This is a genomic window from Streptomyces rubradiris (genome assembly GCF_016860525.1).
In the GTDB taxonomy this organism is placed as follows: Bacteria; Actinomycetota; Actinomycetes; order Streptomycetales; family Streptomycetaceae; genus Streptomyces; species Streptomyces rubradiris.
The window spans coordinates 640,673-657,182 of sequence record NZ_BNEA01000007.1 but is presented as its reverse complement, the minus strand read 5'-3'; the positions used below and the strand labels follow the sequence as shown (position 1 = coordinate 657,182).

Below are 16,510 nucleotides of genomic sequence, written 5' to 3'. Positions count from 1 at the left end.
CCCGGCCGCCGTCCACACCCGGGGCTTCGACGTCGACTGGGGTGTGCTGTACGAGAGTTACCCGGGCCGCCCGGTCGACCTGCCCACGTACGCCTTCGAGCACCGCCGGTACTGGCTGCCCACGCCCGCCGTCACCGCCGGCGACGCCGCCGGGCACGGGCTCGCCGCCGCCGGGCACCCGCTGGTCAGCGCCCGCCTGGACCTGCCCGGCGACGCCGGGGTGCTGCTCACCGGCCGGATCTCCACCGCCACCCACCCGGCCCTCGCCGACCACGCCGTCCTGGGCACGGTCCTGGTGCCCGGCGCCGCCCTGGTCGACCTCGCCCTGCACGCCGGACGCCTGACCGGCCGTCCCGTCCTGGAGGAGCTCACCCTGCACGCCCCGCTGGCGCTGCCCGGCGACACCGCCGTACGCCTCCAGGTCGCCGCCCGCGCCGACGGCACCGTGGACATCCACTCCCGCGCCGAGCAGGCCCCCGCCGACGAGGGCTGGACCCACCACGCCACCGGCACCCTCACCGACTCCGGCGCCGCGCCCGTGCCTGCGGCCGGCGCCTGGCCGCCGCCCGGGGCCACCCCGCTCGACGTCGGCGGCCTCTACCCGCGCCTGCACACCGAGGGCTACGACTACGGCCCCGTCTTCCGGGGCGTGCGGGCCGCCTGGCGGGACGGGGACACCCTGCTCGCCGACCTCGAACTGCCCGCCCAGGCGGCCCAGGACGCCGCCCGGCACGTCCTGCACCCCGCGCTGCTGGACTCCGCCCTGCACGTCACCTCCCTGCTCGGCGGCGAACCGGCACCCGACGGGCCGGCCGACGGCATCGCCCTGCCCTTCGCCTGGACCGGTGTCACCGCGCACGCCCAGGCGTCCCTCACCGCCCGGGTCCGGGTCACCCCCGGCCCCGACGGCACCCGCATCGAACTGGCGGACACCGACGGCCGGCCCCTGGCCACCGTCGCCTCCTACGTCACCCGGCCCTACGCCGCCGACCGGCTCACCCGGCGCCACCGCCACCTCTACGCCGTCACCGGCACCCCCCTGCCCGAGACCGCCGGACGCCCCGACCGCCGTAGCTGGGCGGTCCTCGGCGACGACGACCTCGGCCTCGGCGCCCCGGTCCACCCCGGCCTGCACGCACTCGGCGCCACCGTCCCCGACGTGGTGATCCTGCCCGTCACCGCACCCGGCGCCGACGACCTGCCCGGCACCGACGACCTGCCCGGCGCCGACGACGTGCCCGGCGCCGTGCGCGGCGTGCTCGGCCGCACCCTGGAAGTCCTCCAGGCGTGGACCGCCGACGACCGGTACGCCGGTTCGGTGCTCGTGGTCCTCACCGGCGGCTCCCTCGCCGACGCTGCCGTGCACGGGCTGGTACGGGCCGCGCAGGCCGAGGACCCCGGCCGCATCCTGCTCGTCACCCGGGCCGCGCCCGACGCCCCCGTACCCGACCGGGCCGCGCTCGCCGCCCTCCTCGACTCCGGGGAACCCGAGGTCCACTGGCGCGGCGGCACGGCGCACGCGCCCCGGCTGGTCCGCGCCGACGACACCGAGGGCACCGGCCGCCCGTGGGGCACCGTCCTCGTCACCGGCGGCACCGGCGGACTCGGCGCCCTGGTCGCCCGCCACCTGGCCGCCCGGCACGGCGTCACCCGCCTGGTGCTGACCAGCCGCCGCGGGCCCGGGGCACCCGGCGCCGCCGCACTACGCGCCGGCCTCGCGGAGCTCGGCGCCGAAGCCGACATCGTCGCCTGCGACGCGGCCGACCGCACCGCGCTCGCCGCCCTGCTCACCGCGCACCCCGTCGACAGCGTCGTGCACACCGCCGGCGTCCTGGACGACGCCCTGATCGGCTCGCTGACCCCGGCACGGCTGGACACCGTCCTGCGGCCCAAAGCGGACGCCGCCTGGCACCTGCACGAACTGACCCGGGAGCGGGAACTCGCCCACTTCGTGCTGTTCTCCTCGGCCGCCGGCACCCTCGACGCCTCCGGACAGGGCAACTACGCCGCCGCCAACGCCTTCCTGGACGCCCTCGCCGCCCACCGCGCCGCCCTCGGCCTGCCCGCCACCTCCCTCGCCTGGGGCCTGTGGTCCGGCGGCGGCATGGGCGCCGCCCTCGACCGGGCCGACGTCCAGCGCATCGAACGCACCGGCATCGGCGCGCTCGACCCGGACGAGGGACTGGAACTGTTCGACGCCGCCGTGGCCGCGGGCGCCCCCGCCCTGGTCCCGGTACGGCTGGACACCGCCGTCCTGCGCCGCCGCGCCGGTGACGTCCCGGCCGTGCTGCGCGCCCTGGCCGGCGTCACCGCCCGCCCGGACCGCGCCGAGCACGCCCGCACCCTGGGCGAACGCCTGGCCGAACTGCCCGCCGCCGACCACGAACACACCGTGCTGGAAGCGGTCCGCACCGAGGTGGCCGCCGTCCTCGGCCACCCCGGGCCCGCCGCCGTCGAACCCCGCCGCGCCTTCACCGAACTCGGCTTCGACTCGCTCGCCGCCGTGGAACTGCGCAACCGCCTGGGCGCGGCCTGCGGACTGCGCCTGCCCTCCACCCTCGTCTTCGACCACCCCACCCCGGCCGCCCTCGCCGGCCACCTCCTGGAGCGGCTGCGGCCCCGGCCCGAACCGGCCGCGCCCGCCGGCGACGACGACGAGGTGCGTGCCCTGATCTCCCGTATCCCCGTCGACCGCCTCCGCGCCGCCGGTCTGCTCGACAGCCTGCTGAAGCTGTCCGAGCCCGCCGCGGAACCCGCCCCCGCCGAACCGGCCGGGGACATCCGGACCATGGCCGTGGCCGACCTGGTGCGCGCCGCCCTCGACCGCACCACCCCCCAGTGACACCACCCCGGTGCCGGACGACGCGCCGCGTCCGGCACCGGGCCCCCCGTACCGGCGCACCCGCACCGCGTCATCAGCGCCGCCGAGCCAGCAGGGAGCGACACCGACCGTGGACACATCCGTCGAGCAGATCGTCGAGGCGCTGCGCGAGTCGTTGCTAGAGAACGAGCGGCTGCGCCGGCAGAACGACCGGATCACCGAGGCGGCGCACGAGCCCGTGGCCATCGTCGCCATGAGCTGCCGCTACCCCGGCGGCGTCCAGAGCCCCGAACAGCTGTGGCAGCTGGTCGACGCGGGCACGGACGCCGTCGGCGACTTCCCCGACGACCGGGGCTGGGACGTCGAGGCGATCTACGACCCCGACCCGGACGCCCCCGGCCGCACCCACGTCCGCGAAGGCGGGTTCCTGTACGACGCGGCCCGGTTCGACCCCGGCTTCTTCGGCATCAGTCCGCGCGAGGCCCTCGCCATGGACCCGCAGCAGCGGCTGCTGCTGGAGACCGCCTGGGAGGCCTTCGAACGTGCCGGCGTCGACCCGCACACCCTCAAGGGCAGCCGCACCGGCATCTACGCGGGCGTCATGTACCACGACTACGGCAGCTGGCTCACCGAGGTCCCCGAGGGCGTCGAGGGCTACCTCGGCAACGGCAACCTCGGCAGTGTCGCCTCCGGCCGCGTCTCCTACCTCCTCGGCCTGGAAGGGCCCGCCGTCACCGTCGACACCGCCTGCTCCTCCTCCCTGGTCGCCCTCCACCTCGCCGTACAGGCCCTGCGCACCGGCGAGTGCACCCTCGCCCTGGCCGGCGGCGTGACCGTGATGTCCACCCCGGACACCTTCATCGACTTCTCCCGCCAGCGCGGCCTCGCCCTCGACGGCCGCTGCAAGTCCTTCGCCGACGGCGCCGACGGCACCGGCTGGGGCGAGGGCGCCGGACTGCTCCTGCTGGAACGGCTCTCCGACGCCCGCCGCAACGGCCACCGCGTGCTGGCCGTGGTCCGCGGCTCGGCCGTCAACCAGGACGGCGCCTCCAACGGCCTGACCGCCCCCAACGGCCCCTCCCAGCAGCGCGTCATCCGCGCCGCCCTGGCCAACGCCCGCCTGGAGCCCCACCAGGTGCACGCCGTCGAGGCGCACGGCACCGGCACCCCGCTCGGCGACCCCATCGAGGCCCAGGCGCTGCTCGCCACCTACGGCCAGGACCGGGCCGAGCCGCTCTGGCTGGGCTCGGTGAAGTCCAACATCGGGCACACCCAGGCCGCCGCCGGCGTCGCCGGCGTCATCAAGATGGTGATGGCCATGCGGCACGGCCGGCTCCCCAGGACCCTGCACGCCGACCGCCCCACCACCCAGGTCGACTGGGAGGCGGGCGCCGTCGAACTGCTCCGCGAGGCCCGGGACTGGCCCGCCGACGGCGAGCCCCGCCGTGCCGCCGTCTCCTCCTTCGGCATCAGCGGCACCAACGCCCACGTCATCGTCGAGGCCGCCCCCGGGACCGAGCCGCGCGCCGCGGACCCCTCCTGGGCCGGCCCGCTCCCGCTGGTGCTCTCCGGCAACGGCGCCCGGGGGCTGGCCGCCCAGGCCCGCCGCCTCCTCGACCACCTCGCCACCGCCACCGACCCCGTCCCCGACATCGCGTACACCCTCGCCACCGGGCGCGCCGCGCTGGACGAACGGGCCGTCGTCACCGCCGCCGGCCCCGCCGCCCTCACCGCCGGGCTGACCGCCCTCGCCGAAGGCGACGACACCGCGCCGAACGTGGTGCGCGGCCGGCCCGCGGGGGAGTCCCGCGTCGCCTTCGTCTTCCCCGGCCAGGGCTCCCAGTGGGCCGGCATGGCCGCCGACCTCCTCGACGCCTCACCGGTGTTCGCCGCGCGCATGGCCGACTGCGCCGCCGCCCTCGCCCCCGTCACCGACTGGGACCTCGTCGAGACCGTACGGTCCCGGCGGGCACTGGACCGCGTGGACGTCGTCCAGCCCGTCCTGTGGGCGATCATGGTGTCCCTGGCGGAGGTCTGGCGCGCCCACGGGGTCCGGCCCGCCGCCGTCGTCGGCCACTCCCAGGGCGAGATCGCCGCCGCCTGTGTGGCCGGCGCGCTGTCCCTGGCCGACGGCGCCCGCGTCGTGGCCCTGCGCAGCCAGGCCATCGCCCGGGAACTCTCCGGCCGCGGCGGCATGATGTCGGTGGCCCTGCCCGAGGCCCGGGTGCGCGACCTCCTCGCCCCCTACGGCGGCCGGGTCTCGGTGGCCGCCGTCAACGGCGCCTCCTCCGTGGTGCTGTCCGGCGACGCCGACGCCCTGGACGCGCTCCGCGAGACCATCGTGGCCGACGGCCACCGCGCCAAGCGGCTCCCCGTGGACTACGCCTCGCACTCCGCGCACGTCGAGGCGGTCCGGGAGCGGCTGCTCACCGACCTCGCGGACATCCGGCCCCGCCCCGCCGAGGTGCCGTTCTACTCCACCGTCACCGGTGCCCGCCTCGACACCACCGGCCTGGACGCCGGCTACTGGTACACCAACCTCCGGCAGACCGTGCTGTTCGAGCCCGCCACCCGCACCCTGCTCGACGCCGGGTACGGGGTCTTCGTCGAGTGCAGCCCGCACCCCGTGCTGCTGCACAGCGTCGAGGAGACCGCCGACACCGCCGACGCCGGCATCACCGCCCTCGGCTCCCTGCACCGCGACGACGGCGGCGCCGAGCGCCTGCTGACCGCCCTCGGCGAGGCTTTCGTCGCCGGTGTCCCGGTGGACTGGACGCCCGTCTTCGACGGCCTGCCGGTCCGCGCCGCCGACCTGCCGACCTACGCCTTCCAGCGGGAGCGGTACTGGCTCGGCCGGTCCGCCGGCGGCGGTGACGTCACCGCCGCCGGGCTGGAGAGCACCGGCCACCCCCTGCTGGGCGCCGCCGTCCCGGTCGCCGGGGGCGGCACCGTGTTCACCGGCCGGCTCACCACCGCGACCACGCCCTGGCTGGCCGACCACGCCGTCTCCGGCACCCCGCTGCTGCCCGGCACCGCCCTGGTCGAACTCGCCCTCGGCGCGGGCCACCGGCTCGGCTGCGCGCACCTGGCCGAACTCACCCTCCAGGCACCGCTGACCCTGCCCGAGCGGGGCGCCGTCCAGCTCCAGCTGCACGTGGCCGCCGCCGACGACACCGGGCACCGCGCGCTGACCGTCCACTCCCGCCCCGAGGGCGCCGACGACACCGCCTGGATTCGGCACGCCACCGGTCTGCTCGCCCCCCAGGCCGGTGCGCCCGCCTTCGACCTCACGGCCTGGCCGCCCCCGGGCGCCGAGCCCGTACCGGCCGAGGACGCCTACGACCGCCTGGCCGCCCTCGGCTACGACTACGGGCCCGCCTTCCAGGGCCTGCGCGCCCTGTGGCGGCGCGGCGACGAGACCTTCGCCGAGGTCGGACTCCCCGTGGAGGCCGGCGCGTTCGCCCTGCACCCGGCCCTGTTCGACGCCGCGCTGCACGCCGGCGGACTCACCGCCTGCGGCCAGGACACCGCCCTGCTGCCGTTCTCCTGGACCGGGGTCTCGCTGTACGCGGCCGGCGCCACCGCCCTGCGGGTCCGGCTGCACGGCGACGAGACGCTGTCGGTCCGGCTGGCCGACCCCACGGGCGCCCCGGTCGCCGAGGTCGAGGCCCTGGTCTCCCGGCCTGTCGACCCGGCCGCGCTCACCGCCGTCGCCCGCACCGACGCCCTGTACCGGCTGGACTGGCCGGCCCTGTCCGCCCCCGAGGCGCCCGCGCCCGAGTACGCCGTCCTGGACGAACGGGGCCCGGCCGGGCTGGAGACCGTGCCCGCCTGGGCGGTCCTGCCCGCCGGCGGCGACGGCCCGGGCACCGGCGCGCACCGGGCGGCCGAGCGCGTGCTGAGGGCCGTACAGGACTGGCTGGCCGACGAACGCACCGCCTCCGCCCGGCTGCTGGTCCTCACCGAGGGCGCCGTGGCGGCGGGGGAGGAGGACGTCACCGACCTGGCCGGAGCCGCCGTGTGGGGGCTGGTCCGGGCGGCCCAGGGGGAGCACCCGGGGCGGTTCGTCCTCGTCGACGGCGCGGACCCGGACACCGCGGTGGCCGTGGCCGCGGCCACCGGAGAACCCCAACTCGCCCTGCGCGACGACACCGTGCGGGTGCCCCGGCTGGCCCGCGCCACCCCGCGCGGACCGGCACCGGCCCTCGACCCGGAGGGCACCGTGCTGATCACCGGCGGCACCGGTGTGCTCGGCGCCCTGGTCGCCCGGCACCTGGTCGCCGAGCACGGCGTCCGCCACGTGGTGCTGGCCGGCCGCAGCGGCACCGCCGCCGACGACTTCGCCGGCCTGGACGCGGAGATCGCCGTGGCCCGCTGCGACGCCGCCGACCGGGAGCAACTGGCCCGGCTCATCGGCGGGATACCACCGCACCACCCGCTGACCGCCGTCGTCCACCTCGCCGGCGTCCTGGACGACGGCCTGGTGACCGACCAGACCCCCGAGCGGCTGGAGCGGGTGATGCGGCCCAAGGCGGACGCCGCCTGGCACCTGCACGAGCTGACCCGCGACCTCGGCCTCGCCGCGTTCGTGCTGTTCTCCTCCGCCGCCGGCACCCTCGACGGCGCCGGCCAGTCCGGCTACGCCGCCGCCAACGCCTTCCTCGACGCACTGGCCGCCCACCGCCGCCACCACGGACTGCCCGCGCACGCGCTGGCCTGGGGCTTCTGGGCGCAGCGCACCGGCCTGACCGCCCACCTCACCGACGCCGACGTGGTCCGCATGGCCCGCGCCGGGGTCCGCCCGCTGGCCACCGAGGAGGGCCTGCGCCTGCTCGACGCCGCCCTGGGCGCCGCCGAGCCGCTGCTGCTCCCGGTCGGCCTGGACCTGGCCGTGCTGCGCCGCGCCACGGAGGTTCCCGCCGTGCTGCGCGGCCTGGTGCCCGCCCGCGCCCGCCGCGCCGCCGCCACCCACGCCGACTCCGTCCCGCTCGCCGGCCGGCTCGCCGCCCTCGGCCCCGCCGAACGCGACGCGGCCCTGATGGAACTGGTCCGCACCCACGTCGCCGCCGTGCTCGGCCACGACAGCGACATGACACTGGACCCGCGCCGCTCCTTCCGCGAGTCCGGCTTCGACTCGCTGACCGCGGTGGAACTGCGCAACCGCCTGGGCGCCGCGGTGGGCTTGCGCCTGCCCGCCACCCTGGTCTTCGACCACCCGGACGCGGGCGCGCTCGTCGCCCACCTCAGGACGGAACTGTTCGGCGAGCGGGCGGAGCCCGCCGCCGACGTCACCGTGCGGGAGGCGGACGAGCCGGTCGCCATCGTCGCCATGGCCTGCCGCTACCCCGGCGGCGTCGCCACCCCCGAGGAGCTGTGGCGGCTGCTGGCCGACGGTGGCGACGGCATCGGCGCCTTCCCCGCCGACCGCGGCTGGGACCTGGACGGCCTGTACGACCCGGAGCCCGGCAAGGCCGGCCACTCCTCCACCCGGTTCGGCGGATTCCTGTACGACGCCGCCGACTTCGACCCCGACTTCTTCGGCATCGGCCCGCGCGAGGCCCTGGCCATGGACCCGCAGCAGCGGCTGCTGCTGGAGACGTCCTGGGAGGCGCTGGAACGGGCCGGCATCGACCCGCACTCCGTGCGCGGCAGCCGCACCGGCGTGTTCGCGGGCGTCATGTACCACGACTACGGCAGCCGGCTGCGCCGCGTCCCCGAAGCCGTGCGCGACCACCTCGGCAACGGCAGCCTGGGCAGCGTGGCCTCCGGCCGGGTCGCCTACGCCCTCGGCCTGGAGGGCCCGACGCTCACCGTCGACACGGCGTGCTCGTCGTCGCTGGTGGCGCTGCACCTGGCCGCGCAGGCGCTGCGGCAGGGCGAGTGCGCGCTGGCGCTGGCCGGCGGGGTGTCCGTGATGTCGACCGCCGACACGTTCGTGGACTTCAGCAGGCAGCGCAACCTGGCCGCCGACGGTCACGCCAAGTCCTTCGCCGACGCGGCGGACGGCACCGCCCTGTCCGAGGGCGCCGGCATGCTGGTCCTGGAGCGGCTGTCGGACGCCCGGCGCCACGGGCATCCGGTACTGGCCGTCCTGCGTGGTTCGGCGGTGAACCAGGACGGTGCCTCCAACGGGCTGACGGCGCCGAACGGTCCGTCGCAGCAGCGGGTGATCCGGCAGGCGCTGGCCGCCGCCCGGCTGACCACGGCCGATGTGGACGTGGTGGAGGCGCACGGTACGGGGACGACGCTGGGTGACCCGATCGAGGCGCAGGCGCTGCTGGCCACCTACGGGCAGGAGCGGGAGCGGCCGTTGTGGCTGGGGTCGGTGAAGTCGAACATCGGGCACACGCAGGCAGCGGCAGGCGTCGCCGGTGTCATCAAGATGGTGATGGCGATGCGGCACGGGGTGCTGCCCAGGACGCTGCACGTGGACAAGCCGTCCACGAAGGTGGACTGGGACGCGGGGAACGTACGGCTGCTCACCGAGGAACAGCAGTGGCCCGCCCCCGGCCGGCCGCGCCGGGCCGGGGTGTCCTCCTTCGGGATCAGCGGCACCAACGCCCACGCCATCATCGAGGAGGCACCCGCCGAGGCGCCCGCACCGGAGCCGGGCCCGGCCCCGCTGCTGCCGCTCGTCGTCTCCGGCGCCACCCCCGAGGCGCTGGCCGCCCAGGCCGCCCGGCTGCGCGCGGTCGCCGGCCGGCCGCTGCCCGACCTCGCCCGCTCCCTCGCCACGGACCGCGCCGCCCTCACCCACCGGGCCGCCGTCGTCGCCCGCGACGGGGACGAACTCCTCGCCGCGCTCACCGCGCTGGCCGACGGCACCGCCTCCGACGCCGTGGTCCGCGGCCGGCCCGCCGGCGGCAGGACGGCCGTCCTCTTCACCGGCCAGGGCGCACAGCGCCCCGGCATGGGCCGCGGCCTGTACGCCGCCCACCCCGCCTTCCGGGACGCGCTCGACGAGGTCTGCCGGGCGCTCGACACCCACCTCGACCGCCCGCTGCGCGACGTGATGTGGGCCGAACCCGGCACCGAGGACGCCGGCCTGCTCGACCACACGCTCTACACGCAGAGCGCCCTGTTCGCCGTCGAGACCGCGCTGTACCGGCTGCTGGAGTCCCACGGCGTCCGCCCCGACCTGCTGGCCGGCCACTCCATCGGCGAACTGACGGCCGCGCACGTCGCCGGGGTCTGGGACCTGGCGGACGCCGCCCGGCTGGTCGCCGCGCGCGGCCGGCTGATGCAGGCGCTGCCCGCGGGGGGCGCGATGCTCGCCGTCGACGCCACCGAGGACGAGGTGCTGCCCCACCTCGGCCCCGAGGCGTCCGTCGCCGCCGTCAACGGACCCCGCGCCGTCGTCGTCTCCGGCACCGAGGCCGCCGTGGCCGCGGTCGCCGCCGCCTTTCCCGGCCGCCGTACCAAGCGGCTGCGGGTCAGCCACGCCTTCCACTCCCCGCTGATGGAACCGATGCTCGCGGAGTTCGAGAGGACGGCCCGGGAACTGCGGTACGCGCCGCCCGCGATCCCCCTCGTCTCCAACCTGACCGGGGCCCGCGCGGGCGAGGACGAGCTGTGCGACCCCGGCTACTGGGCGCGGCACGTCCGCGAGACGGTCCGCTTCGGCGACGCCGTCCGCGCGCTGGCGGCCGACGGGGTGCGCACCTTCCTCGAACTCGGCCCGGACGCCGTGCTGTCGGCCCTGGGCGCGCCCGCCCTCGCCGGCACCGACGGGGCCGCGTTCGTCCCGGCGCTGCGCCGCGACCGGGACGAGGAGCGGACCTACGCGGCCCTGCTCGGCACCGCCCACGTCCGCGGGGTCCCCGTCGACTGGCCGGGGGTCTTCACCGGCACCGGCGCCCGCCGCACCGACCTGCCCACCTACGCCTTCCAGCGGCGGCGGCTGTGGCTGGACGACGAGCCCGGCGCGGTCACCGACGCGGGCGGCCTCGGCCAGGCCCCGGCCGGGCACCCGCTGCTCGGCGCGGCCCTGGACCTGGCCGACGACGACCGGGTCACGCTGACCGGCCGCCTCTCCCTGACCACCCACCCCTGGCTGGGCGACCACGCCGTGGCGGGCGTGGTCCTCGTCCCGGGCAGCGCGTTCGTCGAACTGGCCGTCCAGGCCGGCGACCGCACCGGCTGCCCGCACCTGGCCGAACTCACCCTGGAACGCCCGCTGGTCCTGCCCGGACACGGCGCCGTCCACCTCCAGGTGTCCGCGGCGGCCCCCGACGCCGACGGGCGCCGACGGCTCACCGTGCACGCCCGCCCCGAGAGCGCCGACGGCGCGTGGACCCGGCACGCCACCGGCGTCCTCGCCCCGCGCACCGCACCGGAACCGGCCGCCGTGACCGACTGGCCGCCCGCCGGCGCCGTACCCGTGGACGTCACCGGCACCTACGACCACCTGGCCGCGCAGGGCTACGCCTACGGCCCGCTGTTCCGCTGCCTGCGCGGCGCGTGGCGGGTCGGCGCGGAGATCTGGGCCGAACTCGCCCTGCCCGACCCGACAGCGGCCGACGGCTTCGCCCTGCACCCGGCGCTGCTCGACTCCACCCTGCACGCCATCGACCTGCTCGACGGCCAGGACCCGACCGTGCTCACCCTGCCCTTCTCCTGGGAGGGCGTCACCCTGTACGCGACCGGCGCCACGGCGGTGCGGCTGCGGCTGACCCCGCACGGCACCGACCAGATGACCCTGCGCCTGTACGACGGCACGGGCGCGCCCGTGGCCGAGGTGGCCGCCCTGCGCATCCGCGAGGTGACCGCCGGCCGGCTGCACGCGGCCACGCCCGAGCCCGGCGACCTGTTCCGCGTACGGTGGACCGAACTGCCGGTCCCCACCGGCGACTTCGCGCCCGCGCCCCGCACCCTCACCGTCCCCGCGCCCCCCGGCCCGGACGCCGAACCGCCCGTCGCGGCCCGCGAGAGTGCCGTACGCGCCCTCGCCGAGCTGCGCCGGCACCTCGCCGAAGGGCCGGGGGACGCGCCGCTGGTGGTGCTGACCCGGTCGGCCGTCGCCGTCCACGCCGACGACGCGCCCGATCCGGCGCAGGCCGTGATCTGGGGCATGGTGCGCTCGGCGGCGGTCGAGCACCCCGGCCGGTTCGTGCTGGCCGACACCGACGGCGACCCCGCCTCGGCCGCCGTCCTCGCGGCCGCCGTGGCCACCGGCGCCCCGGAACTCGCCCTGCGCGCCGGCACGGTGTACGCGCCGGAGCTGGCCCGCGTCACGGACCCGGAGCCGGCGGACACCGCTCCGGTGCCCGCCGCGGCCCCGGCGGGACCCGCCGGGGAGGCCGTTGTGGACCCGGCGGGCACCGTCCTGGTCACCGGCGGTACCGGCAGCCTTGGGCGGCTGCTGGCCCGGCACCTGGTCATCCGGCACGGGGTGCGGCGGCTGCTGCTGGCCGGCCGCGGCGGGCGGCTGCCCGAGCCCGGCCTCCTGGACGACCTGGCCGCCCTGGGCGCGACCGTGACCGTGACCGCCTGCGACGTGACCGACCGGGACGCGCTCGCCGGTCTGCTGGCGTCCGTGCCGGACGAGCACCCGCTGACCGCCGTGGTGCACGCCGCGGGCGTCCTGGACGACGGCCTGGTCACCGACCTCACCCCCGAGCGGCTGGAGCGGGTGATGCGGCCCAAGGCGGACGCCGCCTGGCACCTGCACGAGCTGACCCGCGACCTCGGCCTCGACGCGTTCGTGCTGTTCTCCTCCGCCGCCGGCACCCTGGGCGCGGCGGGCCAGGCCAACTACGCCGCCGCGAACGCCTTCCTGGACGCCCTGGCCGCGCGGCGGCGCGCCGAGGGGCTGCCCGCCCTCTCGCTGGGCTGGGGGCTGTGGGACACGGGGGAGGGCATGGCGGCCGGGCTCGGCGCGACCGAGCTGCGCCGCCTGGCCCGCGACGGCATCCTCCCGCTGCCCGCCGACCGGGCACTGGCCCTGTTCGGCCGCGCGCTTGCCACCGGGGCGGTCCAGGCCGCCGACGGTGCCCCGGCCGCCGACCGGGCCCTGCTGCTGCCGGTCCGCGTGCAGGTCACCGAGGACGCCCCCGCCCTGGTACGGGGTCTCGCCCCCGCGGCCGTGCGGCGTACCGCCCGGCCGGCGGCCGGCCTCGTGGCCGCCGCCACCGTCGAGGCGCTGCCGGACCGGCTGGTCCGCCTCGGCGCCGCCGACGCCCTCAACCTGCTGGTGGAGACGGTCCGCGGCCATGTCGCCGACGTCCTCGGACACGGCTCCGCCGGCGCCGTCGACCCCCAGCGCCCCCTGGGCGACCTGGGCGTGGACTCACTGGCCGCGTTGGAGCTGCGCAACCGGCTCGGCGCGGACACCGGCCTGCGGCTGTCCACCACCCTCACCTTCGACTACCCGACCTCCGACGCCCTCGCCCGGCACCTCTTCGCGGAGCTGGGCGTCGACGGCACCGCCGGCCAGGTCGACGTCGAGGCCGAAGTGGTGCGCCTGGAGAAGCTGTTGGGCGGCGCGCTGGAGTCGTCCGCGCTGGACGAGGAGCAGCGCGCCCGGGTGGCCGCCCGGCTGCGCAGCCTCAGCGCCCGCTGGGACGGCACCGGGGAGTGGCAAGAGAACGGCGGCGCCGGGCAGACCGGCGGGACGGGGCTGGAGACGGCCACGGCCGATGAGCTGTTCGGCATCCTCGACGACGAACTGGGCAGCTTCAGCTGACCGTACGGCGGGCGGCACGCGGCCCCACCGATGACCTTCCGGTGGGGCCGCGTGCCCTTCTCCCCGCGCGCCGGTTTCCACCCGGACGACGACGAGGTACCGCCGTGCCGCTCAGCCCGCCGACGAGTGGGTCCCGGCCCAGCGGTCCGACAGCTTGGGGATGCGATGCTCCAGCATTTTCGACGGCAGCTCCGCACGGCTGGCCACCTGCAACTTGCGGTAGACCCGGGTGAGGTGCTGCTCCACCGTGCTGATCGTGACATGCAGCCGGGTGCTGATCTCGCGGTTGGTGTAACCGAGCGCGGCCAGCCCGGCGACCCGGCACTCGGCGTCGCTGAGCAGGGCCGGGCCGTCCTCGGACTCGGCGGCGTCGGGCCGTACCGGGTCCTCCAGCAGGTGCGCGTCGACCGGGGACTCGATCCGGCAGGCCTCGGCCTCCCGGGCCGCCTGCCGGGCCACCAGCCGGGCCCGGGCGTACTCGCCGAGTTCGTAGTGCGCGGCGGACAGGTCGGCGTACGCCTGGGCCAGCGCGTAGCGGTCGCCGCACGTCTTGAGCAGGTCGATCGCCTCCCGCAGCAGCGAGGCCCGGCGGTGCGGCCGGCAGGTCGCGGCCAGCAGCCTCAGGGCCATGGCCCGGGCCCGGGAGCTGTGCCCGCCGGGCAGCCGAAGCTGCTCCTCCGCGTACTCGCGGGCCGTGCGGGCCTTGCCGATCCGCAGGTTGGCCAGGGCCAGGTCGGACCGCCAGGGGATGCCCTTCTGGAGGTTCGGGTTGCCCTCGCGCAGCAGCCGCCCGCAGGTCTCGAAGTCGCCGAGGGCCGCGAACGGCCGGTCGGTGGCGAGGTGGTGGTGGCCGCGGGCCCGCAGGTACTGGATGCCGAACACGGTACGGAACATGGGTTCCGGAATGTCGTGCTTGAGCAGTTCCTCGGCCTCGGCGTAGCAGCCCAGGGCGGTGTACGCGGAGACGGCCGTCGACAGCGGCAGGCCGATGAGCACCCCCCAGCTCTGGGCGCCCAGGATGCCGAGCGCGTCGAGCGCGCCTCGCGACGCGGTGGTCACGTCCCCCTGGAGCAGGGCTATCTCGGCCCGGATGGAGCCGAGCAGCGCCCGCCAGGTCGTCGCCCGGCGCTCCACGGCGCACTCGAGCAGCCCGTCGCAGGCGTCGGCGGCCAGCGCCGGCCGGTCGGCGTGGGCGATGGCCAGCAGGGACATCGCGACGAGTTCGAGGTTGAGATGGTCCAGCCGGTGCCCTTGCAGGGCCTGGGCGACGGCCGCGGCGGACTCGTCGGTGGCCTCGCCGCCGACCAGGGCCGCCACCCGCGAGGCCAGCCCGCCGGCGTCGGCGCGCACCGGGCGGGGGCGCGCGTCGAGGCCGGCGACCGGGACACTCCTGCCGGGCAGCGCCACGCCGTAGAACCACTGCCGTACGAACTCCACCTCGGCGACGATCTGCGCGTCGGCGGGCGACTGGACGCGCACGAGCGTGGCCACGGCCTTGGCGGCCAGCTCGGTGTCGCCCCGCCAGAGCAGATAGCGCAGGACGGTGGCGGTGTCCCGCATGCTCAGCTCGCCGGCCAGCGCGGCCTCGCGCAGCGGCTCCAGATGGGGGCCGGCCGCCGCCGGGTTGGTATGCCACTGGGCGCGGGCCAGGGCCACCGACAGGGCGTGGGCCTCGCGTGGGTCGGCGCAGTCGCGCAGGACCATGCCGAGATAGGCGGTGCAGCGCTCCACGTCGTCGGCGGCCAGCGCCTGTTCGGCGGCGGCGCGCAGCACCCCCGCCCCCCAGAGCGCGGGCACCAGGTCCGCGGCGTGCAGCTGCCGGGCCACCTCGACGGCGGGGGCGCCGGAACGATACAGCAGATGGGCGATCCGGCCGTGCAGCGCGGTGCGGGCGGCGGCGTCCATGTCCTCCAGGACGGCCGCGGCGGCGGTGGGGTGCCGGAAGGCGTGCCCGTCCAGCAGGCCGGAGGAGTTGAGGGCGGCGACGGCTTCCTGGGCGCCGGCGGGCGTGGTGCCGGCCAGCTCCGCGACGGCGGCGCCCGGCGCCGGGGTGCCGAGCGCGGCCAGGGCCCGGGCCACCCGGACCTGGCCCGCCTCGCCGCGGTGCAGCAGGGACAGTACGGCCTGGCGGTAGGCGGCGCCGGGGACGGGCGGGCCGACCTCGGGGCCGAGGCCGGCGCTGTCGTCCAGCAGGGCGTGCACCAGCAGCGGGCTGCCGGCGGTGGCCCGGTGGTAGGCGTCGCACACGGGTGCCGGCAGGGCGCGTCCGGCCTGGGCGGCGAGCAGTTCGCCGACGCTCGCCTCCGACAGCGGGGCCAGCCGGACCCGCCGGTGCGGCTGGCGCAGCAGCTCGGTGTGCGCGGCTGTGTGGAGCGCGCCGAGATGACCGGAGGTGGCGCACACCACGAACACCCGCCGGCAGCGGCTGCGGCGCAGCAGGTGGACGACGGTCGTCAGGGAGTCCGGGTCCATGGCGTGGGCGTCGTCGAGGGCGATGACCAGGGGCCGTTCGGCGGGGACCAGGTGCAGCAGTGCCTCGGCCGCCCGGGGCGCGGCGGACGCGGGGAGGGGATGGGGCCAGGGGTCCCGGGGGCGGCGGTCCCGCTCCGGGGGGCTCACGGCGAAGGGTTCGTGGGGTGATACGGCGGTCTCCGCCTCGGCGGTGCCGAGTAATTGCCCGACCAGACTCATCGGCTGGTTCCGTTCCCCCGCGGTGGCCGTACCGGTCAGTATCCGGGCGTCGGCTCCGTGCAGTGTGGTGAGGAATTCGTGCATCAACTGGGTCTTGCCGGATCCGGGACCCCCCGTGATGATCACGAGTCGGCCGTTTCCCCGTGCACTGTCGTGGAATGCCTCGGCCAGGGACTGGAGTTCTCTCGAACGGCCGAAGATGTGCATCGTGCCTCTCCCCATGGATTATCAATTCCGGACCGGATCATGCCTCCGCTTTCCGCGTGATGGGTGGCGGCGGGGTGTCACGCGACGGTGCGTGGAGAGTTCACACG

Annotated in this window: 3 protein-coding genes; 2 read left to right on the top strand and 1 reads right to left on the bottom strand. The window is 77.1% G+C overall.

The window, feature by feature from the left end:
• Both Srubr_RS12185 and Srubr_RS12180 read left to right on the top strand, forming a co-directional pair.
• On the top strand, nucleotides 1-2,842 hold a 2,842-nt coding region (locus Srubr_RS12185; RefSeq protein ID WP_203854973.1), incomplete at its 5' end, for a type I polyketide synthase.
• A gap of 109 nt (nucleotides 2,843-2,951) precedes the next feature.
• Nucleotides 2,952-13,505, top strand: a complete 10,554-nt coding sequence (locus Srubr_RS12180) for a type I polyketide synthase (protein WP_189991545.1) — start codon at nucleotides 2,952-2,954, stop codon at nucleotides 13,503-13,505.
• Between the two features lie 111 nt (nucleotides 13,506-13,616).
• On the opposite strand, the gene Srubr_RS12175 is transcribed toward Srubr_RS12180, so the two are convergent.
• Nucleotides 13,617-16,403: an AAA family ATPase gene (locus tag Srubr_RS12175; RefSeq protein WP_189991543.1), complete on the bottom strand. Its 2,787-nt coding sequence runs from the start codon at nucleotides 16,401-16,403 to the stop codon at nucleotides 13,617-13,619.
• Nucleotides 16,404-16,510: the final 107 nt, after the last annotated feature.